General features: G+C 74.0%; 18 protein-coding genes. 4 read left to right on the forward strand and 14 right to left on the reverse strand.

The genetic code is table 11. The features are described 5' to 3' along the window. Positions 1–14 precede the first annotated feature (14 nt). The 11 genes from ACGF0J_RS24510 to ACGF0J_RS24560 form a co-directional block, all read right to left on the reverse strand. Complete coding sequence (locus ACGF0J_RS24510) at positions 15–707, reverse strand: YggS family pyridoxal phosphate-dependent enzyme (protein ID WP_393149296.1); 693 nt, start codon at positions 705–707, stop codon at positions 15–17. A 202-nt stretch (positions 708–909) separates the two neighbouring features. After that, positions 910–2,325 (reverse strand): cell division protein FtsZ, encoded by a 1,416-nt coding sequence (gene ftsZ / locus ACGF0J_RS24515; protein WP_393149297.1) that lies wholly within the window; start codon positions 2,323–2,325, stop codon positions 910–912. A gap of 375 nt (positions 2,326–2,700) precedes the next feature. Further along, entirely contained in the window at positions 2,701–3,363 is a 663-nt protein-coding gene (locus ACGF0J_RS24520; protein ID WP_393149298.1) for a cell division protein FtsQ/DivIB, read from the reverse strand. 172 nt (positions 3,364–3,535) lie between these two features. After that, positions 3,536–4,936 carry a UDP-N-acetylmuramate--L-alanine ligase gene (gene murC, locus ACGF0J_RS24525; protein WP_393149299.1) on the reverse strand — a complete coding sequence of 467 codons (1,401 nt, stop codon included), beginning with the start codon at positions 4,934–4,936 and terminating at the stop codon, positions 3,536–3,538. Beyond that, positions 4,933–6,006, reverse strand: coding sequence for an undecaprenyldiphospho-muramoylpentapeptide beta-N-acetylglucosaminyltransferase (gene murG / locus ACGF0J_RS24530; RefSeq protein ID WP_393149300.1), 1,074 nt, complete (start codon positions 6,004–6,006; stop codon positions 4,933–4,935). Before murG ends, murC begins: the two co-directional genes overlap by 4 nt. Before the next feature lie 9 nt (positions 6,007–6,015). Next, positions 6,016–7,302, reverse strand: a complete 1,287-nt coding sequence (ftsW, locus tag ACGF0J_RS24535) for a putative lipid II flippase FtsW (RefSeq protein ID WP_393149301.1) — start codon at positions 7,300–7,302, stop codon at positions 6,016–6,018. Further along, entirely contained in the window at positions 7,299–8,663 is a 1,365-nt protein-coding gene (gene murD / locus ACGF0J_RS24540) for a UDP-N-acetylmuramoyl-L-alanine--D-glutamate ligase (RefSeq protein WP_393149302.1), read from the reverse strand. Before murD ends, ftsW begins: the two co-directional genes overlap by 4 nt. A gap of 4 nt (positions 8,664–8,667) precedes the next feature. Further along, positions 8,668–9,723: a phospho-N-acetylmuramoyl-pentapeptide-transferase gene (gene mraY, locus ACGF0J_RS24545; protein WP_393149303.1), complete on the reverse strand. Its 1,056-nt coding sequence runs from the start codon at positions 9,721–9,723 to the stop codon at positions 8,668–8,670. Continuing rightward, positions 9,720–11,159, reverse strand: coding sequence for a UDP-N-acetylmuramoyl-tripeptide--D-alanyl-D-alanine ligase (gene murF / locus ACGF0J_RS24550; RefSeq protein WP_393149304.1), 1,440 nt, complete (start codon positions 11,157–11,159; stop codon positions 9,720–9,722). Before murF ends, mraY begins: the two co-directional genes overlap by 4 nt. Further along, on the reverse strand, positions 11,156–12,688 hold the full coding sequence (locus tag ACGF0J_RS24555; RefSeq protein ID WP_393149542.1) for a UDP-N-acetylmuramoyl-L-alanyl-D-glutamate--2,6-diaminopimelate ligase: 1,533 nt from the start codon (positions 12,686–12,688) through the stop codon (positions 11,156–11,158). The genes murF and ACGF0J_RS24555 overlap by 4 nt, the downstream gene beginning before the upstream one ends. 37 nt (positions 12,689–12,725) lie before the next feature. Next, positions 12,726–14,456 carry a peptidoglycan D,D-transpeptidase FtsI family protein gene (locus ACGF0J_RS24560; RefSeq protein WP_393149305.1) on the reverse strand — a complete coding sequence of 577 codons (1,731 nt, stop codon included), beginning with the start codon at positions 14,454–14,456 and terminating at the stop codon, positions 12,726–12,728. A 210-nt stretch (positions 14,457–14,666) separates the two neighbouring features. Between ACGF0J_RS24560 and ACGF0J_RS24565 the strand changes: the two genes are divergently transcribed. After that, positions 14,667–14,990: a hypothetical protein gene (locus ACGF0J_RS24565; protein WP_393149306.1), complete on the forward strand. Its 324-nt coding sequence runs from the start codon at positions 14,667–14,669 to the stop codon at positions 14,988–14,990. Between the two features lie 389 nt (positions 14,991–15,379). Here ACGF0J_RS24565 and ACGF0J_RS24570 read toward each other — a convergent pair whose 3' ends face one another. The 3 genes from ACGF0J_RS24570 to mraZ all read right to left on the reverse strand — a co-directional run bounded on the left by ACGF0J_RS24570 (position 15,380) and on the right by mraZ (position 17,901). Beyond that, on the reverse strand, positions 15,380–15,889 hold the full coding sequence (locus ACGF0J_RS24570) for a hypothetical protein (RefSeq protein ID WP_393149307.1): 510 nt from the start codon (positions 15,887–15,889) through the stop codon (positions 15,380–15,382). Between the two features lie 388 nt (positions 15,890–16,277). Further along, positions 16,278–17,249, reverse strand: a complete 972-nt coding sequence (rsmH, locus tag ACGF0J_RS24575; protein WP_393149308.1) for a 16S rRNA (cytosine(1402)-N(4))-methyltransferase RsmH — start codon at positions 17,247–17,249, stop codon at positions 16,278–16,280. Between the two features lie 220 nt (positions 17,250–17,469). Next, the gene (mraZ, locus tag ACGF0J_RS24580) at positions 17,470–17,901 is read right to left on the reverse strand and encodes a division/cell wall cluster transcriptional repressor MraZ (RefSeq protein WP_393149309.1); all 432 of its coding nucleotides are present in this window, start codon (positions 17,899–17,901) and stop codon (positions 17,470–17,472) included. Positions 17,902–18,387: 486 nt separating this feature from the next. Here mraZ and ACGF0J_RS24585 point away from each other — a divergent pair, with 486 nt between their 5' ends. From ACGF0J_RS24585 to ACGF0J_RS24595, 3 genes are read left to right on the forward strand one after another with little or no spacing between them, the layout of a single operon-like run. After that, a complete protein-coding gene (locus ACGF0J_RS24585; protein WP_101783010.1) occupies positions 18,388–19,365 on the forward strand; it encodes a MoxR family ATPase in 978 nt (325 codons plus the stop codon). After that, entirely contained in the window at positions 19,362–20,621 is a 1,260-nt protein-coding gene (locus ACGF0J_RS24590; protein ID WP_393149310.1) for a DUF58 domain-containing protein, read from the forward strand. Before ACGF0J_RS24585 ends, ACGF0J_RS24590 begins: the two co-directional genes overlap by 4 nt. Next, entirely contained in the window at positions 20,618–23,050 is a 2,433-nt protein-coding gene (locus ACGF0J_RS24595; RefSeq protein ID WP_393149311.1) for a transglutaminaseTgpA domain-containing protein, read from the forward strand. The genes ACGF0J_RS24590 and ACGF0J_RS24595 overlap by 4 nt, the downstream gene beginning before the upstream one ends. The last annotated feature ends 151 nt before the right edge of the window (positions 23,051–23,201 follow it).

Genomic DNA, 23,201 nt, shown 5'->3' on the forward strand with positions numbered 1-23,201 from the left:
CACTTGAGGGGACATTACCTGACGAAGGGCTTGCGGCGGCCGAGCAACGCCGTACCGACCCGCACGTGTGTCGCGCCGTGCGCGATGGCCTCGGCCAGATCGTCGCTCATCCCGGCCGAGATCATCGTGGCGCCGGGGTGGCGCTCCCGTACGGCCAGGGCCACCTCGTGCAGCCGCGCGAACGCCTTGCCGGGGTCCTCGCCCAGCGGCGCGACGGCCATGACGCCGGCCAGCCGGACGTCGCCGAGCGCGGCGATCTCGTCCGCGAGCTCCGGCACGTCGGCCGGGACCGCTCCACCCCGGCCGGGGTCGTCGTCCAGCGCGACCTGCACGAGGCAGCCGATCTCACGGCCGAGCCGCCCGGCCTCCTTGCTGATGGCGGCGGCCAGCCTGAGCCGGTCCACCGAATGGACGACGTCGGCGTAGCCGGCCACCGACCGCACCTTGTTGGTCTGCAACTGGCCGACGAAGTGCCAGGTGAGCGGGAGCCCGGCGAGCTCGGCCGCCTTGGCGGCCGCCTCCTGGTCGCGGTTCTCGCCGACGTCGCGCACGCCCAGCTCGGCCAGGATCCGCACGTCCTCGGCGGGGCGGGTCTTGGTCACGGCGATCAGTGTGATCTCGCCGCGGTCGCGTCCCGCCGCCCGGCACGCCTTCGCGATCCGCTCCTCGACCTCGGCCAGCCCGGCCGCGATCTCATCCCGCCTCATCGCGTCTCTCCCCTCTCGTCCGCGCCGCCCTCATTCTGCCGCTCCCCCGGCCCGCCGAGGGCTCGGGGGACGGGCCCTCGGCTCGCCGCGACCGCCGCGACCGCCGCGACCTCGTGCGGTGTGAACATCGTCACCCCGGCAAGCAGCCGGACACGGCGACGCCGCCCCGCCGTACCCGGACGGAGCGGCGCGGGCGAGGCGCTCACTTGAGGAAGTCGGGGACGTCGAGCTCCTCCTCCTGCTCCTCGAAGACCACCGGGCGGCGCTTGGCGGGCTCGGACAGGCGGGAGGTGATGGGCGTGGGCGGGTTGGCCGGCTCGGGCGTCGGCCGGGGGATCGAGACCGGGCTCGGCGGCTCCTCGGCGACCGGCTCGGGGGCCGGGGCGGGCTCGGGGACGCTCTCCACCGGGCGGACCGGCTCGGGCCGGAACTCCGCGCGCGACTCCAGCTGCGGCTCGGGGCGGGGTTCGGGAAGCTGCTCCGGACGCGCCTCGGACCGGAACTCGGGCCGCGGCTCGGGCCTGAGGTCCGTCCGCGGCTCGGGCCGGTGCTCGACGCGCGGCGCCGGCTCGGTCTTCACCGTGGGCGGGGCCACGCTGGGCCTGGCGGGTGAGGACACCGGGGAGGCGGCGGGCCGGCTCTGCGGGCGCGGCATCTGCTTCTCGACCGGCGGCAGGTCGTCGAAGCCCGCGGCGATGACGGTGACGCGCACCTCGTCGCCGAGCGCGTCGTCGATGACCGTGCCGAAGATGATGTTGGCGTCGGGCGCCGCCGCCATGGAGACGAGCTGAGCCGCCTCGTTGATCTCGAACAGGCCGAGGTCGGAGCCGCCCGCGATCGACAGCAGCACGCCGTGGGCGCCGTCGATGCTGGCCTCCAGCAGCGGGCTGGAGACGGCCATCTCGGCCGCCGCGACGGAGCGGTCGTCGCCCCGGGCGTGGCCGATGCCCATGAGGGCCGACCCCGCGCCGGACATGACCGACTTGACGTCGGCGAAGTCGAGGTTGATCAGGCCGGGCGTGGTGATGAGGTCGGTGATGCCCTGCACACCGGACAGCAGCACCTGGTCGGCCGCCTTGAACGCGTCGAGCACGCTCACCTGCCGGTCGGAGATCGACAGCAGCCGGTCGTTGGGGATCACGATGAGGGTGTCGACCTCGTCGCGCAGCGTCTCGATGCCCGCCTCGGCCTGCATGGCCCGGCGGCGGCCCTCGAAGCTGAAGGGCCGGGTGACCACGCCGATGGTCAGGGCGCCGAGGGAGCGCGCGATGTTGGCCACGACAGGCGCGCCGCCCGTGCCGGTGCCGCCGCCCTCGCCGGCTGTGACGAAGACCATGTCGGCCCCCTTGAGGACCTCCTCGATCTCCTCGCGATGGTCCTCGGCCGCCTTGCGCCCCACGTCGGGGTTGGCGCCGGCACCCAGTCCGCGCGTGAGCTCGCGGCCCACGTCGAGTTTGACGTCGGCGTCACTCATCAGCAGCGCCTGGGCGTCGGTGTTTATCGCGATGAACTCGACGCCCTTGAGTCCCTCCTCGATCATCCGGTTGACGGCGTTGACTCCGCCGCCGCCGATGCCGACGACCTTGATGACCGCGAGGTAGTTCTGCGGTGCTGCCACGACGAGGGGCCTTTCCGCTCGTGTACTTGCCATTTCGGTGCGGATCACTCCGCGTTTCTCACTTCGGTAACTCTCAACCTCAAGTTGAGATTCAGATTTATGTCAACCTGAGGATTGATACGGACAGTAGGAGTTACGCTCCGGGCGGGTCAACTAACCGCGCCGCAAGCACGTCCGGCGTGTCGCGGGCTGTCCGTTTCGCTCTGTGGTCACGCCTGGTCGGGGCACTCCTCCGCCGTACGCCCTCGTACAGGCTCTCACGCCGCGGCCCCGACCACGCACAGGCGCGCGAGACCTGTGGCGCGGCGACCGCGACGGGCCCTCGCCAGGCCGCCACGCCCGCGTGCCGGTGTGCGGCGCCGGCTCAGCGCCGGCTCAGCGCAGGGTCACCACGTCCGGGGAGCTGACGTCGTAGACGTCGGCCTTGCGCCGCAGCAGCCTCGTGAGGATGCGGCCCTTCTCCTCGCCCCGGTCGGTGCCGCCCCAGACGACGCTGCGGCCGTCGGAGAGCGTGAGCGACACCCCCTCGGCGGTGGTGGCCCGCACCTGCCTGACCCGGCCCACGAGCTCGCCGGGCAGGTGCTGGATCACCTGGAGCGCGGCCGTGGTCGCCGGGTCGCCCGCGGCGGGCCGGTCCACGACCAGCACGGGCAGCAACGGCGGGACGGTGTCCTTGACCTCGATGACCACGCCATGCTTGTCGACCACCGCCGCCTTGCCGCCCACCTGGAGGGCGGCGACGGGCTCGCGCTCGACCACCTCGATCCTGAGCGTGCCCGGCCACACCCGTTCGGCCCTGGCCGTGGCGAGCCGGCGGATGCCCAGCACCCGCGCCTCGACGCCGGCCAGGTCAACCGTGGCGAGCGGGTGCAGCGCGGGCACCGCCGCCTGTTGCCTGACACGATCGGTGGGAACTGTGATATTTCCCACGATGTCGATCGAACGGACGCCGAGCACGGGCGAGAAGAACACCAGCCACGCGGCCGTGCCGACCACGCCGGCGGTGAGCAGCACCAGCAGTGCCGTGCGCGCCTTCATCACTCCCCCCGGGTCCTCCGTCGCGGCGCCGCCGGGCGCCGGGACATGATCGTGACACCGACCCTACGCCGCGCGGAGCCTCTCGCCGCCCGGGACGCGCCCGGCACCGGCGGGCCGGAGCACGGGCCGGAGCACGGGACGCGCGGGCGGGTCGGCGGCACCGGCGGGCCGGTCAGCGGGCGGAGAGCTCGGCGAGGATCAGCGCGCCCAGCTCGGTGACGTCGCCGGCGCCCATCGTGAGCACGATGTCACCGGGCCGCGCCCGCGCCGCCGCCAGCGCCGGCACCGCGGCGCGGTCGGGCGCGTACGCCACCCGCTCGGCGGGCAGCGGGACCCGCTCGGCGACCATCGCCCCGGACACCCCCGGCTCGGGGTCCTCCCGGGCGCCGTAGACGTCGAGCACGACGACCTCGTCGGCGAGAGCCAGCGCGGCGCCGAACTCGTCGGCGAAGAACCTGGTGCGCGAGTAGAGGTGCGGCTGGAAGATCGCGACGACCCGGCCGGTGCCGGAGAAGGAGGCCACCACGTCGCGCGCGGCCCTCAGGTCGGCGGCCAGCTCCGTCGGGTGGTGGGCGTAGCTGTCGAAGACGGCGACCCCGCCGGCCTCGCCCTTGGCCTCGAAGCGCCGCTTGGCCCCGGTGAAGGCCGCCAGGCCGTCCCTGATCTCCTCGAAGGGCAGCCCCAGCTCCTCGGCCACGGCGATGACCGCCGTGGCGTTGAGGGCGTTGTGGGCCCCGGGAACGGCCAGCCTGACGTCGCCGCGGCCCTCGACGGTGAACGTGGTGCCGAACCCGTCGGGCCGCACGTCGGTGACGCGGAGCTCGCCCGCGGCGCCGTAGGTGCGCACCCGGATGCCGCGCGAGCGCGCGACCTCGGCCAGCTCGACGGCGCCGGGGTCGTCGGCGCAGGCGATGAGCACCGAGCCGACGCGGTCGGCGAAGCGGGCGAAGCTGTCGTGGACGGCCCGCGGGTCACCGTAGTTGTCGAGGTGGTCGGCCTCGACGTTGGTCACCACGGCGATGTCGGGCGCGAGCATGAGGAACGACCCGTCGCTCTCGTCGGCCTCGGCCACGAACACCTGTCCGGAGCCCTCGTCGGCGCCGAGCCCGGTGGTGACGAGCTGCCCGCCCACGCAGTAGGACGGGTCGGCGCCGCACTTCTGCAGCGCCACGGCGAGCATGGAGGTGGTGGTGGTCTTGCCGTGGGTGCCCGCGATGGCGACGGCGGTGCGGCCGGCCATCACGGAGGCGAGAGCGGCGGCCCGCGGGATGACCCGCAGCCCCTGCCTGAGCGCCTCGCCCAGCTCGGGGTTGGAGTCGCGGATCGCGGTGGAGACGACCACGGTGTCGACGTTCTTGACGTGGGAGGCGGCGTGGCCGACGTGCACGGCGGCGCCCAGCCGGCGCAGCTCGTCGAGCAGGTCGCCGCCGCGGGCGTCGCTGCCGGAGACGTGGACGCCCCGTTTGAGCAGGATGCGCGCGATGCCCGACATGCCGGCGCCGCCGATGCCGATGAAGTGCACCCGCCCCAGGTCCTCGGCGGAGACGGGGTCGACCAGCTTGACCAGACTCATCGGGCTATCTCCAAGACTTTCCTCGCGAGCATGATATCGGCGTCCTTGCGCCCCAGCCGGGAGGCGGCCTCGGACATGACGGCGACCCGCTCGGGGTCGCGCAGGATGGGCAGCACGTTACGGATGATCCAATCGGGTGACAGCTCGGCGTCGTCGACGACCAGCCCGCCGCCGCCCGAGACGACGCGCTCGGCGTTGATCCGCTGCTCGCCGTTGCCGTGCGGGAGCGGCACGTACGCGCCGGGCAGGCCGACGGCGGTCATCTCGGCGCAGGTGGAGGCGCCGCTGCGGCACAGCGCCACGTCGGCCGCCGCGTAGGCGAGGTCCATGCGGTCGACGTACGGCAGCAGGACGTACTGGGGGTCGCCGGGCGGCGGCTCGCGCTCGGCGGTGTTGCCCGGGCCGAGCACGTGGAGCACCTGCACGCCGGCCGCGCGCAGGGCGGGGGCGGCGGCCAGGGCGGCCTGGTTGATCGACCGGGCGCCGCGGGAGCCGCCGAAGACGAGCAGGGTCGGCCGGTCGTTCTCCAGCCCGAACCAGGAGCGGGCCTTGTCGCCGGTGGACAGCCGGTCGAGGGTGACGATCTCGCGGCGCAGCGGGGTGCCGATGTAGTCGCCCTTGAACGAGGCGTCGGGGCAGCCGGCGAAGACGTGGTCGGTGAGCTTGGCGCCGAGCCGGTTGGCCAGGCCGGGCCGCGGGTTGGCCTCGTGGACGACGATCGGCAGGCCGCGGCGCTTGGCCGCGAGGTAGGCCGGGGTGGCCACGTAGCCGCCGAACCCGACGAGGACGTCGGCGCCGACCCGGTCGAGAACGCCGGCCACGGCGTTGACCGCCACGGCCAGCCGGCCGGGCATGGTGAGCAGCTGCGTGGTGAGGGCGCGGGGCAGCGGCACGGCGGGCACCAGCTCCAGGTCGTAGCCCCTGGCCGGGACGAGGCTGGTCTCCAGGCCCCGCTCGGTGCCGACGCAGGTGATGCCGACGCTCGGGTCGAGATGGCGCAGCGCGTCGGCAAGGGCGAGGGCCGGCTCGATGTGGCCGGCCGTCCCTCCCCCGGCGAGGACCACCCTCATGTCCACTCCCTAACGTCTCGCTCCGCGTCTGGTCATTCCGCCCAGGCCAAGCCAGCTTAGGGCCCGTACGGCCGGCCCGGGGCCGCGTGCGGCCAGAGCTTCGCGCGCACCCGGTTCCCTCTTGGCGAACGACAGGAGCATCCCGAGCGCGGCCAGCGTCGGCAGCAGCGCCGAGCCGCCGTACGACACCAGGGGCAGCGGAATGCCGGTGATCGGCAGCACGCCGAGCACGGCGCCCATGTTGACGATGGCCTGCCCGGCGATCCAGGCGACCACGGCGGCGGCGGCCAGGCGGACGAAGGGGTCGTTGACCCGGGTGGCGACGCGCAGCCCCGCGTAGCCGAGCAGGCCGAACAGCGCCACCACGACGAGGGTGCCCATGAGGCCCAGCTCCTCGCCGAGGATGGCGAAGATGAAGTCGCTCTCGCCGTGCGGCAGCCAGTTCCACTTGGCCCGGCTGCTGCCGAGGCCGAGGCCGAACCATCCGCCGGAGCCCATCGCGATCTGCCCCTGCACGGCCTGGTAGCCGGCGCCCTGCGCGTCGGCCCACGGGTTGAGCATCGAGTTGACCCGGGCCATCCGGTAGGGCTCCACCCTGATCATGATGACGGCGGCGAGCACGGCGAGCGCCAGGATGCCGCCGAACAGCCGGATCGGCGCCCCCACCACCCACAGCAGCGCCAGGAAGATCATGAACAGCACGAGGGTGGTGCCCAGGTCGCGGCCGAGCATGACCATGACGGCCAGGATGGCCGTGCCGGGCATGAGCGGGATGAGCATGTGCCGCCACTCGATGCGGCCCTGGCGGGCCCGGCGGGCGAGCAGGTCGGCGCCCCACAGGGCCAGGCCGAGCTTGGCCGGCTCGGACGGCTGGATGGTCAGCCCGCCCGGCAGGTAGATCCACCGCTGGGCGCCCAGCTCGGCGGAGCCGATGAACAGCACCATGACCAGCGCGATGATGGACAGCGCCATCAGCGGGTAGCCGGCCCAGCGGAAGAACTTGTGCGGCAGCCGCGCGCACACCCACATGACGACCACGCCGACCGCGGCCGACAGCGACTGCTTGATGAACCACGAGTAGGGGCTGCCGGTCTTCTGCATCGACTCGATGCTGGAGGCGGACAGCACCATCATCAGCCCGAGCGCCAGCAGCAGCCCGCTGCACCCGATGACCAGGTAGTAGGTGGTGAGCGGCTTGCCCAGCAGCTCCTTGAGCGCGCCGAGCTGCTCGCGGGCCCACCCGGCCGGGCCCTCGACGGCGGTGCGCCGCGGCCGGTCGTCGGTGGTGGCGCTCACGTGGCCGCCTTCAACTCGCGTACGGCTCGCGCGAAGGCCTCCCCCCGGGCCGGGTAGCCGGTGAACATGTCGAGCGACGCGCCGGCCGGGGAGAGCAGCACGGTGTCCCCCGGCGAGGCCAGGCGGGCGGCTTCGGAGACGACTCGGTTCATCGTTCCAGTGTCTTGGCCGGGGATGTCCACGACGGGGACATTCGGCGCGTGTCGCGCGAGTGCCTCGGCGATCGTGGCGCGGTCGGCGCCGAGCAGCACCGCGCCGCGCAGCCGGGGGGCGGCCCGGCGTACCAGGTCGTCCACGTCGGCGCCCTTGAGCTGGCCGCCCGCGATCCACACGATCGAGCGGTAGGCCGACAGGGCGGCTGCGGCCGCGTGCGGGTTGGTGGCCTTGGAGTCGTCGACGTAGTCGACCTCGCCGATCCGCTCGACGTGGGCCAGCCGGTGCGGGTCGGGCGTGAAGTCGCGCAGGCCCTGCCGCACGGCGGCGGCGGGCACGCCCACGGAGCGGGCCAGCGCGGCGGCGGCCAGGGCGTTGGCCACGTTGTGCGGGGCGAGGGGGCGCACGTCGGCCAGAGTGGCCAGCTCCTCGGCCACCTCGACGGGGTCGGCAACGAACGCCCGGTCGACGAGGAGGTCCTCGACCACGCCGAGCTGGCCGGGCCGGGGGACGCCGAGCGTGAAGCCGACGGCTCCGGCGTAGGGCTCGGCCAGGCGGGCGGCCTCGGGGTCGTCGGCGTTGTGCACGACGGTGCCGGCCCGCTCGTAGATGCGTCCCTTGGCCGCGGCGTAGGCGTCCATGGAGCCGTGCCAGTCGAGGTGGTCGGGCGCCACGTTGAGGATGGCGGCGGCGTGCGGGGCGAGGCTGCTCGACCAGTGGAGCTGGAAGCTCGACAGCTCGACGGCGAGCACGTCGTACGGTTCCGTGACGGCCTGGATGACCGGGACGCCCACGTTGCCGACGGCGAGCGCGTCGCGGCCGGCCGCCCGCAGGATGGAGGTGAGCATGCGCACGGCCGTGGTCTTGCCGTTGGTGCCGGTCAGCGCCAGCCAGGGGGCGGCGTGGGCGGGTCGCAGCCGCCAGGCCAGCTCGACCTCGCCGACGATCTCCACGCCGGCGGCGGACGCGGCGGCGATGAGCGGGTGGTGCGGCGCCCAGCCGGTGGTGACGAGCCGGCTGACGCCCTCGGGCAGCTCCATCGGCCCGAACCGCACCTCGACGCCCTGTCCGGCCAGCTCGGCGGCCGCCGCGCGCTGCCGTTCGCCCTCGGTGGACTCGACGACCACGACGTGCTCGCCGCGCCCGGCGAGCGCCCGCGCGACGGCGGTGCCGGAGACGCCGAGCCCGGCGACGCAGGTGCGGCTCATCGGGTCACCTCGGCATCCACTCGACGTAGAACAGGCCGAGGCCGAGGGCGGCGCAGAGCATGGCGATCAGCCAGAAGCGGACCACGATCGTGGTCTCGGCCCAGCCCTTGAGCTCGAAGTGGTGCTGCAGCGGCGCCATCCGGAAGACGCGTTTGCCGGTCATCTTGAAGAAGCCGACCTGGATGATGACGGACAGCGTGATGATCACGCAGAGGCCGGCGAGGATGATCAGCAGGAGCTGGGTGCGGGTGGCGATGGCCAGGCCCGCCAGGACGCCGCCGAGCGCCAGCGAGCCGGTGTCGCCCATGAAGATCCGGGCGGGCGGGGCGTTCCACCACAGGAAGCCGATCAGGGCGCCGAGCACGGCCGCGGCCACCACGGCGAGGTCGAGCGGGTCGCGCACCCAGTAGCAGTTGGGGCCGAGCTGGTCGATGCAGTTGTTGCGCAGCTGCCAGTTGCCGATCAGCACGTACGCGGCGAGCACGACGCCGGTGGCGCCGCTGGCCAGGCCGTCAAGGCCGTCGGTGAGGTTCACCGCGTTGGAGAAGCCGACGATCATGATCAGGACCCAGACGGTGAACCCGACGATGCCGATCGACGGTCCGAAGTCGCGCAGGAAGGACAGCCGGGTCTCGGCGGGGGTGATGCCGTAGACGTTGGCCTGCTGGGTGACCAGGACGGCGAAGACCGCGCCGACGACGAGCTGGCCGAGGGCCTTGGCGCCGCTGCGCAGGCCCAGGCTGCGCTGCTTGTAGATCTTGATGAAGTCGTCGAGGAAGCCGACCGCGCCGAGTCCGGTCATCAGGAACAGCACGAGCAGCCCGGACACGGTCGGCGGGGTGAGCGTGGCCGCGTGCGAGCCGCCGTAGGCGAGCAGGGAGGCCAGCACGATGACGGTGCCGCCCATGGTGGGGGTGCCGCGCTTGTCGTAGTGGCCGGACGGGCCTTCCTCGCGGATCTCCTGGCCGTAGCCGCGCCGGGAGAACAGCCGGATGGCCAGGGGCGTGCCGAGCATGGACAGGATCAGGCCGACCGCGCCGGCGATGATGATGTTGGTCACTGGGGGGCACCCCCGAGCAGCAGCTCGGCCGTCCTCTCAAGACCCATCGCCCGCGGGCCCTTGACCAGCACCACGTCACCGGGCTGCAGCCAGGCGTCCACCTGGGCGGCGGCGGCCTGCGCGTCGGGCACGTGCACGATCGGGAGCGCCCGGCCGTTGCTGGGCGACATACCGGAAATGTCCGGCGAGACGGCGGACGGGGGCCCCGCGACCGCCGCGGCCCCCTCCAGGACCGGCTCCGCGTCGGGGCCGGCGACGACGAGGCCGGCCAGGCCCGAGCCGCCCGCCAGGCGGCCCAGCTCCTCGTTGAGCGCAGCGCCGTCCTCGCCCAGCTCGCGCAGGGCCGCGATCACGGCGAACCGCCGCCGCCCCTTGCCGAGCGCGCCCAGCGCCTCGAACGCGGCCCGCATCGAATCGGGATTGGCGTTGTAGGCGTCGTTGACGACCGTGACCCCGTCGGGCCGGTCGGTGACCTCCATGCGCCACCGGCTGCGCGGCGTGGCCTCCGACAGCTCCTCGGCGATGGTGGCGACGGGCAGTCCCAGCTCGTAGGCGGCCGCCGCGGCGGCCAGGGAGTTCTCGACGGCCGGGGCGCCGTACAGCTTCAGCTTGACCGGGGCGGCGCCGGAGGGCGTGTGCAGCGTGAAGGAGGCCCGGCCGCGCTCGTCCACGGTCACGCCCTCGGCGCGGATCGCGGCGTCCTCGCCCTGCCCGTACAGGGTGACCCGGGCGGCGGTGCGCGCGGCCATCGCCCGCACCAGCGGGTCGTCGGCGTTGAGCACCGCGACCCCGTCGCGGGGCAGCGCCTCGACCAGCTCGCCCTTGGCCCGCGCGATCGCCTCCTTGCCGCCGAACACGCCGAGGTGGGCGGTGCCGACGTTGAGGACGACGCCGATGCGGGGCGGCGCGATGCGGGTGAGCGCCTCGATGTGGCCGATGTTGCGCGCGCTGAGCTCCAGCACCATGAACCGGGTGTCGAGGTCGGCCTTGAGCACCGTCAGCGGGTGGCCGATCTCGTTGTTGTAGCTGCCGACCGGCGCGATGGTCGGGCCGATCCGCGCGGTGAGCCGGGCCAGCAGGTCCTTGGTGGTCGTCTTGCCGGCCGACCCGGTCACGCCGATCACGGTGGCGTCGGGCAGCGCCGCCGCCTGCGCCGTGGCCAGCCCGGCCAGCGCGAGAGCCGGATCGGGCACGATCACCGCGGGCGCCTCGACCGGCCTGCTCGCCAGCACCGCGACGGCTCCGGCCCGGACCGCCTGGGCGGCGTAGTCGTGGCCGTCGACGCGCGCGCCCTTGAACGCGACGAACAGCGATCCCGGCCGGACGTCGCGCGAGTCGATCACGACGGGACCGCGGACCACCGCCCGGGGGTCGGCCTTGCCCGACAGGGCGCCCGAGGTGATCTCGGCGATCCTGGCCAGGGGCAACGGGATCATGCGTGCTTCCTGCTTTCCTTGCGTGCGGCGATCGCCTCGGCGACGACCTCGCGGTCGTCGAAGGGGATCACTTCGCCTGAGATGTACTGGCCCTGCTCGTGGCCCTTGCCTGCCACGACGACCACGTCGCCGCGCTCGGCCCGGCCGATCGCCCGGTCGATGGCGGCCGCGCGGTCAGGCTCAATGATCACATGAGCGCGGTCGTGCTGCGGAACGCGGAGCGCTCCCTCCATCATCGCGGCCAGGATCGCCAGCGGGTCCTCGGAGCGGGGATTGTCGCTGGTGAAAATCGCCACATCGGCCAGCCGCGCCGCGGCCTCGCCCATCAGCGGGCGTTTTCCGGCGTCACGGTCGCCGCCGCAGCCCAGCACCACGGTGAGGCGCCCCGCGGTCACCTCGCGCAACGAGTGCAGCACCGACTCGACCGCACCCGGCTTGTGCGAGTAGTCGACGACGGCCTGGAAGTCCTCGCCGGGCCCGGTCACCCGCTCCATCCGGCCGGGCACCCCGGCCGCGGCGCCGACCCCGTGGACGGCCGTCTGCAGCGTCACCCCGGCCTCGACCAGCGTGACGACCGCGCCGAGCGCGTTGGCCACGTTGAACGGGCCGGGCAGCGCGATCTGCGCGTCGGCCTCCACCCCGCCCGGGCCGACCACGCGGAACGTGCTGCCGTCGGCGCCCAGCCGGGTGTCGAGGGCCCGCCAGTCGGCCGACGGGTCGCCCAGCGCGGAGAAGGTCGTCATCGGCACCTTGGCCCGCGCCAGCAGCTCGCGGCCGTGGGGGTCGTCGAGGTTGGTCACGCCCGCGCGGCTCAGCTCCGGCTGGAACAGCCGCGCCTTGGTCGAGAAATAGTCGTCGAGGTCCTTGTGGAAGTCGAGATGATCCTGCGACAGGTTGGTGAACAGGGCCACGTCGTAGAAGACGCCGTCGACCCGGCCGAGCGCCAGGGCGTGGCTGGAGACCTCCATCGCGGCGGCCGTCACCCCGCGCTCGCGCATGAGGCCGAACAAGCCGTGCAGCTCCGACGCCTCCGGCGTGGTCAGCCGGGCCGGGAAACGGTCGTCGCCCACCCGGATCTCGACGCCGCCGACCAGCCCCGCCGTGTGCCCCGCCGCGCGCAGCCCCGCCTCCAGCAGGAACGTGGTGGTCGACTTGCCGCTGGTGCCGGTGACGCCCAGCACCTGGATGTCGTGCGCCGGCTGGCCGTACACCCACGAGGCGATCTGCCCGAGCAGGGCGCGCGGGTCGGGCACGACCAGCACCGGCAGCCCGGTCGCCGCCGCCGCCTCGCGGCCGGCGGGATCGGTGAGCACGGCGACGGCGCCGCGCGCCAGCGCCTCGCCGGCGAAGCTCGCGCCGTGCGCGTGTGCGCCGCGCACGGCGACATAGAGGTCGCCGCGCATGACCTGGCGGGAGTCGAGGGTGACGCCGGTCAGCGCGGCGTGGGGCGACCTGGGCGAGCCGGGCTCGGCGTCGAGCATGGTCGCGAGCCCCGTCAGCGGACGGGGCGCGGTGGTCGTGGGACGCATGGACGGGGGACGCACGGCGGCAGCGTACCTTTCCCGGTCACTGTCCCGCGCGTGTCCGCGCTGGAGGCGCGGCCGAGCCGGTCGGCGGGATCTTCCTGCTCTTGATGGCGAACGTCATCACATCCTTGAACACGGGCGCGGCGACCTGCCCGCCGAAATGACCGTTCTTCGGGTTCTGCAGCACCGAGAGCACCACCAGGCGGGGCGCGTCGGCGGGGCTGAAGCCCGCGAAGGAGGCCGTGTAGCCGTCGTAACGGCCGAGTTGCTGATCGTAGCGGTCGGCGGTGCCGGTCTTGCCCGCGACCCGGTAGCCGGGGATCGCGGCCAGCTCGCCGGTGCCCTGCGCGCTCACTGCGGCCTCCAGCATGGTCGTGATCTCGTCGGCGGTCTTCTCGCTCACCACCCTGGTCTGCTTACCGGCAGGAGCGGGGACGAACCTGCCCGCCGCGTCGGTGGTGCCCGCCACGATCTGCGGCTCCACCTTGACACCGCCGTTGGCGATGGTCTGGTAGACGCTGGCCATCTGCAGCGCCGTCACCGACACGCCCTGACCATAGGCTACGGTGCAGCTCTGGCTGCCCGACCAGTTCTTGTGGTCGGGCAGCAGGCCCGCCCCGGCGCCGGGCACGCCGCCGCCCGACCGGCTGCCGAACCCGAACGCCCGGAGCATCTCGTACAGCTTCGCGTCGCCGATCTTGCGCGCGGCCATGATGGTGGCGACGTTGCTGGACTGGGCCATCGCCTCCTGGAACGTCATGGCCTGCGGCGGGTGCGGGTGGGCGTCGCGCAGGGTCCGGTCGGCGCACTTGATGTTGTCCTTGACCTGGAACACCGTGCCAGGTGTGACGGCGCGCGCCTCCAGCGCGGCCGCCGCCGTGATCACCTTGTTGGTGCTGCCGGGCTCGAACACGTCGGAGGCGGCGCGGTTGACGTACAGGTCGGGGGACGAGCTGCGCCAGTTGTCCAGGTCCAGCTCGGGCGCGTTGGCCATGGCGAGGATCTGGGCCGTGCGCACGTCCATGACGATGACGGTGCCGCTGCTCGCGCCCGACTTCTCGACCTGCTCCGCGAGCGTGCGCTGGGCGGCCCACTGGATGTCGCGGTCGATCGTCAGCCGTACGTCGCGGCCGTCGACGGGGGCGGTCCGCTGGCTGCTGGTCATCGGGATGCGCTGCCCGTCGCGGCCGGTCTCGGCGCGCAACTCGCCGTCGCGGCCGGCCAGCAGGGAGTTCTTGGCCGCCTCGATGCCGCCGAGGCCCTTGCCCTCGTCGCCGACGAACCCGATGAGGCTTCCGGCCAGATCGCCCCCCGGGTAGAGGCGGCGGTAGGTCCGCTTCTCCGTCAGCGCCGGCACGCCCCCCCTGAGCAGCCGGTCGGCCACGACCGGGTCGACGTCCCTGGCCAGGAGCTGGTAGCGGGTGTCGTCCTTGGCCAGCTTGGCGGCCATCTCCTGCTCGGACTTGCCGAGGTGCCTGGCCAGGATCGCCGCGATCTTGGGACGGACCTCGGCGGGCACCTTGCTCGGGTCGATGGCGACCTCGCGCGCCTCGACGGTCACGGCCAGGGCGTGGCCGTTGACGTCGGTGATCGTGCCGCGCTTGGCCGGGATGACCTCCTTGTGCAGCCGCTGGCCGGCGGCCGCCGCCTCGTAGACCTTGGAGTCGAGGCCCTGCATCTGGATGAGCCGCCCGGCGAAGATCGACAGGATGAAGGTCATGCCGATCAGGCCGATGTTGATGCGCCGGCGGGGGTTGCCCAGGCGCAGCACGAGGGGCGGCTTGGGCGGGCGCGGGGGCGCCGGGGGCCTGCGGGGAGGCCGGGGGCCGTCGCCGCCGCGCCCGGGCCGCCGCTCGTCGCCGTCCTGCCACGGGCGCCAGGCGTTCCAGCCGCGGCGCGCGCCGTCGCGCGGCTCCCGCCCCTCCCGGGCCCGGCCGAGGGCGTCGTCGGAACGGGTCCGGCCGGTGGCGGCGTCCGGCCGGTGGCGGCTGTCGCGGGGACGACCGGCGGCTCCGTCGCGGGCGCGGTCCGGGGCGTCGCCCGGGTGCGCGACGCGGGTCCGACCACGCGCGTCGTCCTGACCCGCACGGGCACGACCACGCGCGTCGTCCTGACCCGCACCGGTACGCCTCTTCGCGTCGTCCTGACCCGCACGGGTACGACCACGCGCGTCGTCCTGACCCGCACCGGTACGCCTCTTCGCGTCGTCCTGACCCGCACGGGAGCGGGGGGCGGCGGCGTCCTCGCGCAGGGCACGCTCGCGCCCGCGATCGTGCCCGACCGACGGCTCGTCGCCGGTACGTGAGCGCCGGGTGGAGGAGCCGGCGGCGTCTCCCGCGCGGGGCCGCTGCCCGGAGGGCCCCGGCGGTTCGTCACCGGTGCGGGGCCGCCGGGCGCCGGAGCCGCGCGGCTCGTCATCGTCGGGACCTCCACCCGCGGCCTCGCGGGGCGGCCGGCGGCGTTGGGCGTCGGCCGCAGGGCCGCTGCCGAAGGGCAGGTCGAACGGGTCGGGCTGCTTACGGCCGGTGCGGGGGTCGCGCCGCTCGTCAGCCGGCCGCCCCGTGCCCTCCGAACGCGCCGAGCCGCCCTGCCGCCCCGGACCACCCGGCCGACGACGAACGGCGCCGGCCCCTCCCTGAGAGCCGGCGCCGCCAGCGCCGCGGCCGGGCCCCGGGCCCTTGCCGCCTGTCTCCCTCACCGCGCGCGGCCCACCGAACCGGACTCCGTACCGGCCTCCGGCGCTTCCGCGCCGGTCTCCGTGCCCGTCCCGGTGCCGGATCGCCCGTCGGGCGACGCGCCCCGCTGTGGGCCGGGCTCGGCGGCCCTGCCGGGCAGCGGCGCTTCGTCGTCGAGGGGCAGCGGGTTGATGCCCGTGTCGCGGGTCAGGCCCTGCTGCTCGGCCTGGTCGGCGATGGCGTCGGGCTGGGTGGCCCGGTCGTTCTCCTGGCGCAGGTACTCGTTGTGCCGGCGCGCGTTGGCGATGTCCTCGCGCAGCTCGCCGGCGGTGATCGAGTCGCGCGCCAGGACGGTGTTGAGCAGCAGCAGGCTCATCAGGCCGCCGCACAGCAGGCCGACGACGAGCAGCACGAACGGCGCGCGCTGGCGCCGCCGCTCGGGCCGGCGCTGCGCCGCTGGACGGGCCGCGCGCAGCCGCGCGGCACCGGCGCGGGCGGCGGTGTCGGCGGCCGGTCGCGGCGGCGGCACGGGACGCGATCCTGCGCCGGTGCCGGTGCCGGGCCCCTGCGTGGGACGCGTGCCGGGCTTCTGCGCCGGACGCGTCCCGGAAGGCGACGCGGTACGCGCGCCGGAACCCGCACGAGAGGCAGGACCGGACGCGGCGCGCGAGCCCGAAGCAGCCCGTGAGCCCGAAGCGGCGGGCGGGGCGGCACCGGCGCGGCGCGTGCCGGAGGCGGCGTCGGTGTCCGGGGCGGGGCGTGCGGCGTCCGGGGCGGGGCCGGTGACCGGGTTGGGCTTGGACTGGTGCGGCGCGGGCGGCCGGCGGCGGCCGGTCCGTGGCGTGGCGCCGGGCCCGGGCTTCACGCCGGTCTTGGGCGACCCTCCGCGGGAGGGCGTGTCGCGCCCGGTGTCCTGCTCAGTCGTGGTGGTCAACACGGATCCTCTCTGCCGCCCGTAGCCGGGCCGAGGCGGCCCGCGGGTTACGGGCCACCTCCTCTTCGCTCGGGAGCTCGGCTCCCCTCGTCAGCAGGCGGAACCGCGGCTGGTGAGCCGGCAGCGGGACGGGCAGCCCGGGCGGGCTGGTGTCCCTGGTTCGCGCCGTGAGGACCTGCTTGGTCAGCCGGTCCTCGAGGGAGTGGTAGGAGAGCACGACGACTCGCCCACCCAGCGCGAGCGCGTCGAGAGCTGCGGGAAGCGCCGCCTCCAGGGCGGCGAGCTCCGCGTTCACCTCGATGCGCAGCGCCTGGAAAGTCCTCTTGGCGGGGTTGCCCCCGGTGCGCCGGGTCGCGGCCGGGATCGCGTCACGAACGATCTCTGCGAGCCGCTTGGTCGACGTTATGGCCTCCTTGGCCCGTTCCCTGACCAGGAAGCCCGCGACACGCGGTGCGAACCGTTCCTCCCCGTAGTCGCGGAGGATGCGCGTCAGGTCCGCCGCGGAGTAGGTGTTGACGACCTTCTCCGCGGTCAGCTCCTGGCTGGTGTCCATCCGCATGTCGAGGGGGGCGTCGTAGGAGTAGGCGAAGCCACGCTCGGCCTCGTCGAGCTGCGGCGAGGACACGCCGAGGTCGAACAGCGCGCCGTCGATCGACGGGCGGCCCGCCTCGGCGAGCACGTCGGCCAGCCGGTCGGAGGTGGCGTGCACCAGCGTGGTCCGGCCGGCGTAGGGCGCGAGCCTGCGGGTGGAGAACTCGATCGCGAACGGGTCGCGGTCGATGCCGATGAGATGAAGCGACGGGTGGGCCGCGAGCAGGGCCTCCGAGTGGCCGCCGAGGCCGAGGTTGGCGTCGACGACGACCGGGCTCGCGCCCGTCAACGCCGGGGCCAGCAGCTCCAGTACGCGGTCGAGCATGACCGGAACGTGACCGCCCGTGCCTGCGGTGTCGTGCATCTCCAACCCCCCTCTCGCGTCCGTGCTCGCGGTTGACGCGCGTCCGGTGATCGATCGGACCTTCCTGGGTCCCCACCCGGCGCCGCCCGGCCAGGTCCCCATCCGCACCCTCTTCGTGAACGCCCTCCATCTGACACCGGGGAAGGTGCATCAGCCGGCGGGCAGTGGTTGCGGGTGGAGACCTCGCCGAACGACATGTCCGACGGATCGACCGTGGCTCTCACAAGATCCCTGGCAGCACCTCCTCCGACAGGTCGGCGAACGCCTGCTCCTGCGCTTGGAGGTAGGTGTCCCATGCCTGCGAGTCCCAGATCTCCAGCCGGGTGTTGGCCCCGATGACCACGCAGTCACGCTGCAGGCCCGCGTAGTGGCGCAGGCTCTGCGGGATCGTGATGCGTCCCTGCTTGTCGGGAGTCTCGTCGGACGCGCTGGCGAAGAAGACGCGGCTGTAGTCACGCACCGCCTTGGCGGTGACCGGGGCGGTGCTGAGAGCCTCGGTAATGCGCTGGAACTCCTCCACGGGAAAGACGTAGAGGCATCGCTCCTGGCCTTTGGTGATCACAAGACCCTCCGCCAGCTCCTCACGGTACTTAGCCGGCAGGAACAGCCGTCCCTTGTCGTCGAGGCGCGGCTGATGGGTGCCGAGGAACATCGGCCCCACCTCCCGTGCCTAGCGAAGCGCCCAGCGCTGACGCACCGTGCCCTCCACTGCGCACCACCATACTCCACTTCTCCCCACCGTCAACTGATTCAACAGCACGTCGCCGCCTGTTCGCCGGACGTTTCCGCAGGTCAGAGCGGTGGAGCGGAGTGGGGGGCGGTGAGGGGCCGCGCGGCCGCCCTGGGCGTGTCGAAGACGCGCAGGTCACCGGAACCGGCGGCGGGTGGCGGGCGGGTGGCGGGCGGGTGGCGGCGGGTGGAGGACGGTGGGGCGGAGGCGGAGGGGCGTGTGACCGGATCAGCACGCGTATGCCACAGAAACCGGACACTGACTCGCTTCTGTGGAAAATCCTCAAAAGTCGCCCAAGAACCCGCAGCGTCGTAGGGTCGTACAGACAATGGAAAAGGAAAGGCATGGCTCCCGCAATGGCGTCCACGCCGCCGGGACACCCGTAGCACTTCGTCTCATGGAGGCCTGGTGGCAGTAACCCATGACGTCCCTCACCGGCTCGACGAGCTGGTCTCCACCGCACACCGGATCCGCGAGGCGGTCGAGTCTGTGGTCGAGGGCAAGAGCGACGCCGTGCGTCTCACCCTCACCGTCCTGCTCGCCGAGGGCCACCTGCTGATCGAGGACGTACCCGGGGTCGGCAAGACCATGCTCGCCAAGGCGCTCGCCCGGTCCATCGACTGCCCGGTCCGCCGGGTGCAGTTCACCCCCGACCTGCTGCCGAGCGACATCACCGGCGTCAGCGCCTACAACCAGCAGACGCGGGAGTTCGAGTTCAAGCCCGGGCCGGTGTTCGCGAACATCGTGGTGGGCGACGAGATCAACCGCGCCTCACCCAAGACGCAGTCGGCCCTGCTGGAGTGCATGGAGGAGCACCAGGTCACGGTCGACGGCGTGACCTACCGGCTCGACATGCCCTTCATGGTGATCGCCACCCAGAACCCCATCGAGATGGAGGGCACCTACCCGCTGCCCGAGGCGCAGCGCGACCGCTTCACCGCCCGCGTCGCGATGGGCTATCCGGCGCCCACGGCCGAGCTGGAGATGCTCGACGTGCACGGCGGCGCCTCCCCTCTGGACAAGCTGGAGCCGGTCGCGACGACGGCCGAGGTGCGGGCGCTCATCGAGGCGGTCCGCGGCGTCTACGTCGCGCAGCCGGTCAAGAAGTACGCCATCGACCTGGTGGTCGCCACCCGCACCTCCCCCGACCTGCGGCTGGGCGCCTCCCCGCGCTCGACGTTGCAGCTCGTCCGGGCCGCCAGGGCGCACGCGGCGCTGTCCGGCCGCGACTACGTCATCCCCGACGACCTGCAGGACCTCGCCGTGCCCGTGCTCGCGCACCGGCTGCTGCCCAGCGTCGAGGCGCAGGGCCAGCGCCGCCTGCCCGAGCAGGTGGTGACCGATCTGCTCAGGCGCGTGCCCGTACCGGAGACGCGGGCGTCGTGAGGGACGGGCTTCGGGCGCTCACCTCCAGGGGCAGGTCCTTCCTCGCCTCCGGGATCGCGGCGCTGCTCATGGCGGTGCTGCTGGGCGAGAACGACCTGTTCAGGATCGGGGTGCTGGTGACGGCGCTGCCGCTGCTCGCGGCGATGGTCGTGGCGCGGACCCGCTACCGGCTGAGCTGTGCCCGGCGGCTCGACCCGGCCAGGAGCGAGGTGGGCGGGGAGGCCACCGTGACCCTGCGCCTGGAGAACGTCACCCGCCTGCCGACCGGGCTGCTTCTCATCGAGGACACCGTGCCGTACGCGCTGGGCGTGCGGCCCCGGTTCGTCCTGGACCGGGTGGAGCCGCGGGGCATCCGCGAGATCGACTACCGGGTCCGGTCCGACCTGCGCGGCCGCTACTCGATCGGCCCGCTGTCGGTGCGCATCGCCGACCCGTTCGGGCTGGTGGAGCTGACCCGGTCGTTCACGATCAGCGACACCCTCGTGGTGACGCCGCAGGTGGTGGCGCTGCCCCACGTACGGCTGTCGGGCGAGTGGACGGGCGGCGGCGACAGCCGCACCCGGAGCGTGGCCGCGGCGGGCGACGACGACGTGGCCCCGCGCGAGTACCGGCAGGGCGACGACCTGCGCCGGGTGCACTGGCGCTCGACGGCCCGGCACGGCGAGCTGATGGTGCGGCGCGAGGAGCAGCAGTGGCAGAGCCGCGGCGCCCTGCTGCTGGACACGCGCAGGCACGCCCACCGGGGCGAGGGCCCGCGCTCGTCGTTCGAGGTGGCCGTCTCGGCGGCGGCGTCGATCGGCGTGCACCTCTCGCGCGAGGGCCTCGGGCTGCGCCTGGTCACCGACCAGGGCTCCGAGCACCTGACGGACACGGCGGTGAGCCACTCGCTGCTCGACACGCTGGCCGTCATCCGCCACAGCCCCGCCCGCTCGCTGGAGATCGGCGTCTCGGCGCTGCGTCAGGGCGGCGGTGACGGGCTGGTCGTGGCGGTCCTCGGATCGCTCGACCTGGAGGAGGCCAGGGAACTGGGCCGGGTGCGGCACACCGGCGTCACCGGCGTGGCCGTGCTGCTCGACGTCGAGACGTGGGACGGCGGCGAGCCGGACACCTCGGACGACCACCGGGCGGTGCAGGGCGTGCTGGCCGGCTACGGCTGGCGCATCGTGCGCCTGCCCGCCGGCACGTCCATCGCCTCGGTGTGGCAGGACGCCGCCCAGCGCGGCAGGTTCGCACTCGGTCAGGGAGGGGCGGCATGAGACTGTCCGTCGCCGCCGCGGCGGCCACGCTGTCCGCGGCGATCCTGCTCTACCCGCTGTTCGACGCCGCCTCGTGGCTCTGGTCGTCGGCGGGGGCGGTGCTGGCGGTGCTGGCCGCGAGCCTGCTGGCCGGCCGCCTGTCGCTACCCGCCTGGGCGGCGCCGCCGGTCGCGCTCGTCGCGCTGTGGATCTACCTGACCGCCTCGTACGCCGCCCCGGAGGCGTGGCTGTACGTGGTGCCGACCAAGGGGTCGGTGGAGGAACTGGCGCGGGTGCTGGCCACGGGCTGGACCGACATCCAGCGGTTCGCCGCCCCGGTGCCGGCCAACGAGGGCATCTCGCTGCTGACGGCGGGCGGGGTGGGGCTCATCGCGACCCTGGTGGACCTGTTCGCCGTACGGCTGCGGCGGGCGGCGCTGGCCGGGCTGCCGATGCTGGCGCTGGCCACGGTGCCGGCCACGATCCTGACCGAGCCGATCAGCTGGCCCGCGTTCATCCTCGCCGCGTTCGGCTTCACCGGCCTGCTCGTCGCCGACGGCCGGGAGCGGCTGGGCCACTGGGGCCGGGCCGTGCTGGTGCGCCGCACGCGGATGGCCACCGCCGAGGGGCGCAGCGGCTCGCGTCCGGCCATGGACACGCGGGGGCTGCGCCTGTCGGGCAAGCGCATCGGGTTCGCCGCGATCGCGCTGGCCGTACTGGTGCCGGCCGCGCTGCCCGCCATGGAGCCGGTGTCGTTCTTCACGTTCGGGGTGGGCGGCCGGGGGTCGGGGGCGGGAAACTCGATCAGCATCCCCAGCCCCATCGCGGGCCTGCGGGGCCAGCTGGAGCTGCCCGAGCGGCGCACCGTGCTGACCTACACCAACAACGACGACCAGCCGCGCTACCTGCGGATCTACGCGCTCGACACCTTCGACGGCGAGCAGTTCGGCATGACCCGCCCGGAGGGCTCGGCGGACAACCGCACGGACAACGGCCCGCTCCCGCCGCCGCCCGGGCTGGGCGGCGGGGTCAAGGTCGGCAACGTGGTGACCGACATCCGGATCAGCGAGGAGATCGCCGATCTGTCGTTCCTGCCGCTGCCGTACCCGCCCCGGCAGATCCGCGTCGACGGCGACTGGCGTGCCGACGTGGACACGCTCATGGTGTTCTCCACCCGCGACGAGGCCGCCGGGCTGCAGTACCAGGTGGCCACGAGCGAGCCCGCCGCCACCGGCGAGCTGCTGGAGTCGCTGCCGCAGAACAGGAGCGGGGCCGACCCGCGCTTCCTCAGACTGCCCGACGACCTGCCCCCGGAGATCGAGGAGCTGGCCTCCCGGATCACGGGCGACGCCGACACGACGTACGACGCGGCGGTGAAGTTGCAGGAGTTCTTCACCAAGACCGGCAACTTCACCTACAGCCTCAGGACGCAGGGCCACGACAACAACGCGCTGCGGGACTTCCTGCTGCGCAGCCGGGCGGGCTACTGCGAGCAGTTCGCGGCCTCGATGGCGGTGCTGGCCAGGTTGGTGGGCATCCCGTCGCGGGTGGCGATCGGCTACACCGGCGGCACGAAGATCGCGGACCGCTGGATGGTGGGGACGAACGACTCCCACTCCTGGCCCGAGCTGTACTTCGAGGGCGTGGGCTGGCTGCCGTTCGAGCCGACCCCGACCGGGTCGCTCGGCCAGGGCAGCGCCCGGGTGCCGGCGTACACGGTGCCGCCGCTCGACCCGGTGGAGGGCGACAGCACGAGCCCGACGCCCGGGGCGACGAGCAGTTCCGCCGACGAGCCGGTGGACCCGCAGGCCCGGGTCAACCCGCGCGAGCTGGACCGCGAGGCGAGCCTGGCCACCGGCGGGCTGCCGCCGGACGACTCGATGCCGCTGGCCGGCAAGCTCGGCATCGGGGCCGCCGCGCTCCTGCTGGTCCTGCTCCTGCCGGCGGGGCTGCGGCTGGTGAGCCGCGGCCGGCGCGTCCGCGCTCTCGGCCGGGACGGCGGCGACACGTCCGTCCGGGCGGGTGGCGGCGCGCCGGGCATGCCCGCGGGCGGGCCCGGCGCGGCGTGGGCGGAGCTGGACGACGCGCTGCTCGACTACGGGATGGCCCGGCACGCCAGCGAGACGCCGCGCGCCCTGGCGCGGCGGCTGACCCAGCAGTACGAGCTCGGCCCCGAAGCGGCTGCGGCCCTGGCGGCGATCGCCTCGGCGGTGGAGCGGTCGCTGTTCGCCAGGGACCCGGGTGAGATCGGGCCGATGCGGAAGGACCTGCGCACGGTGCGGCAGGCCCTGGCCGCGACGGTGTCGCGCGGGAGGCGGGTGCGGGCGGTGCTGCTGCCCCCGTCGACGTTGCGCAGGATGCGGCTCGTGGGTGAGCGGCTGCTGGACGGTTTCGACCGGCTGGAGAACCTGCGGCTGAGCCGGACGAGTGCGACCCCGAAGGGCTCCTGAGGCCCGGACGCGACGTGGGGGGGGGCCGCGGGGGGGGGGGGGGGGGGCGGGGGTGGGGGGGGGGGGGGGGGGGGGGGGGGGGGGGCGCCCCCCCCCTTCAGCGGGTGCCGTCGCGGTGCAGGCGACGGAGGTAGACGTAGAGCTGCCAGCC

The sequence above is a fragment of the Nonomuraea sp. NPDC047897 genome (genome assembly GCF_043204415.1).
In the GTDB taxonomy this organism is placed as follows: domain Bacteria; phylum Actinomycetota; class Actinomycetes; order Streptosporangiales; family Streptosporangiaceae; genus Nonomuraea.

What these genes read in the sequence shown, in the direction of transcription:
- ACGF0J_RS24595 (WP_393149311.1), top strand. Translation starts at nt 20,618, where the DNA reads ATGAGACTGTCCGTCGCCGCCGCGGCGGCCACGCTGTCCGCGGCGATC.
- murF (WP_393149304.1), bottom strand. Translation starts at nt 11,159, where the DNA reads ATGATCCCGTTGCCCCTGGCCAGGATCGCCGAGATCACCTCGGGCGCC.
- ACGF0J_RS24510 (WP_393149296.1), bottom strand. Translation starts at nt 707, where the DNA reads ATGAGGCGGGATGAGATCGCGGCCGGGCTGGCCGAGGTCGAGGAGCGG.
- murC (WP_393149299.1), bottom strand. Translation starts at nt 4,936, where the DNA reads ATGAGTCTGGTCAAGCTGGTCGACCCCGTCTCCGCCGAGGACCTGGGG.
- rsmH (WP_393149308.1), bottom strand. Translation starts at nt 17,249, where the DNA reads ATGCACGACACCGCAGGCACGGGCGGTCACGTTCCGGTCATGCTCGAC.
- murG (WP_393149300.1), bottom strand. Translation starts at nt 6,006, where the DNA reads ATGAGGGTGGTCCTCGCCGGGGGAGGGACGGCCGGCCACATCGAGCCG.
- murD (WP_393149302.1), bottom strand. Translation starts at nt 8,663, where the DNA reads ATGAGCCGCACCTGCGTCGCCGGGCTCGGCGTCTCCGGCACCGCCGTC.
- ACGF0J_RS24520 (WP_393149298.1), bottom strand. Translation starts at nt 3,363, where the DNA reads ATGAAGGCGCGCACGGCACTGCTGGTGCTGCTCACCGCCGGCGTGGTC.
- ACGF0J_RS24555 (WP_393149542.1), bottom strand. Translation starts at nt 12,688, where the DNA reads ATGCGTCCCACGACCACCGCGCCCCGTCCGCTGACGGGGCTCGCGACC.
- mraZ (WP_393149309.1), bottom strand. Translation starts at nt 17,901, where the DNA reads ATGTTCCTCGGCACCCATCAGCCGCGCCTCGACGACAAGGGACGGCTG.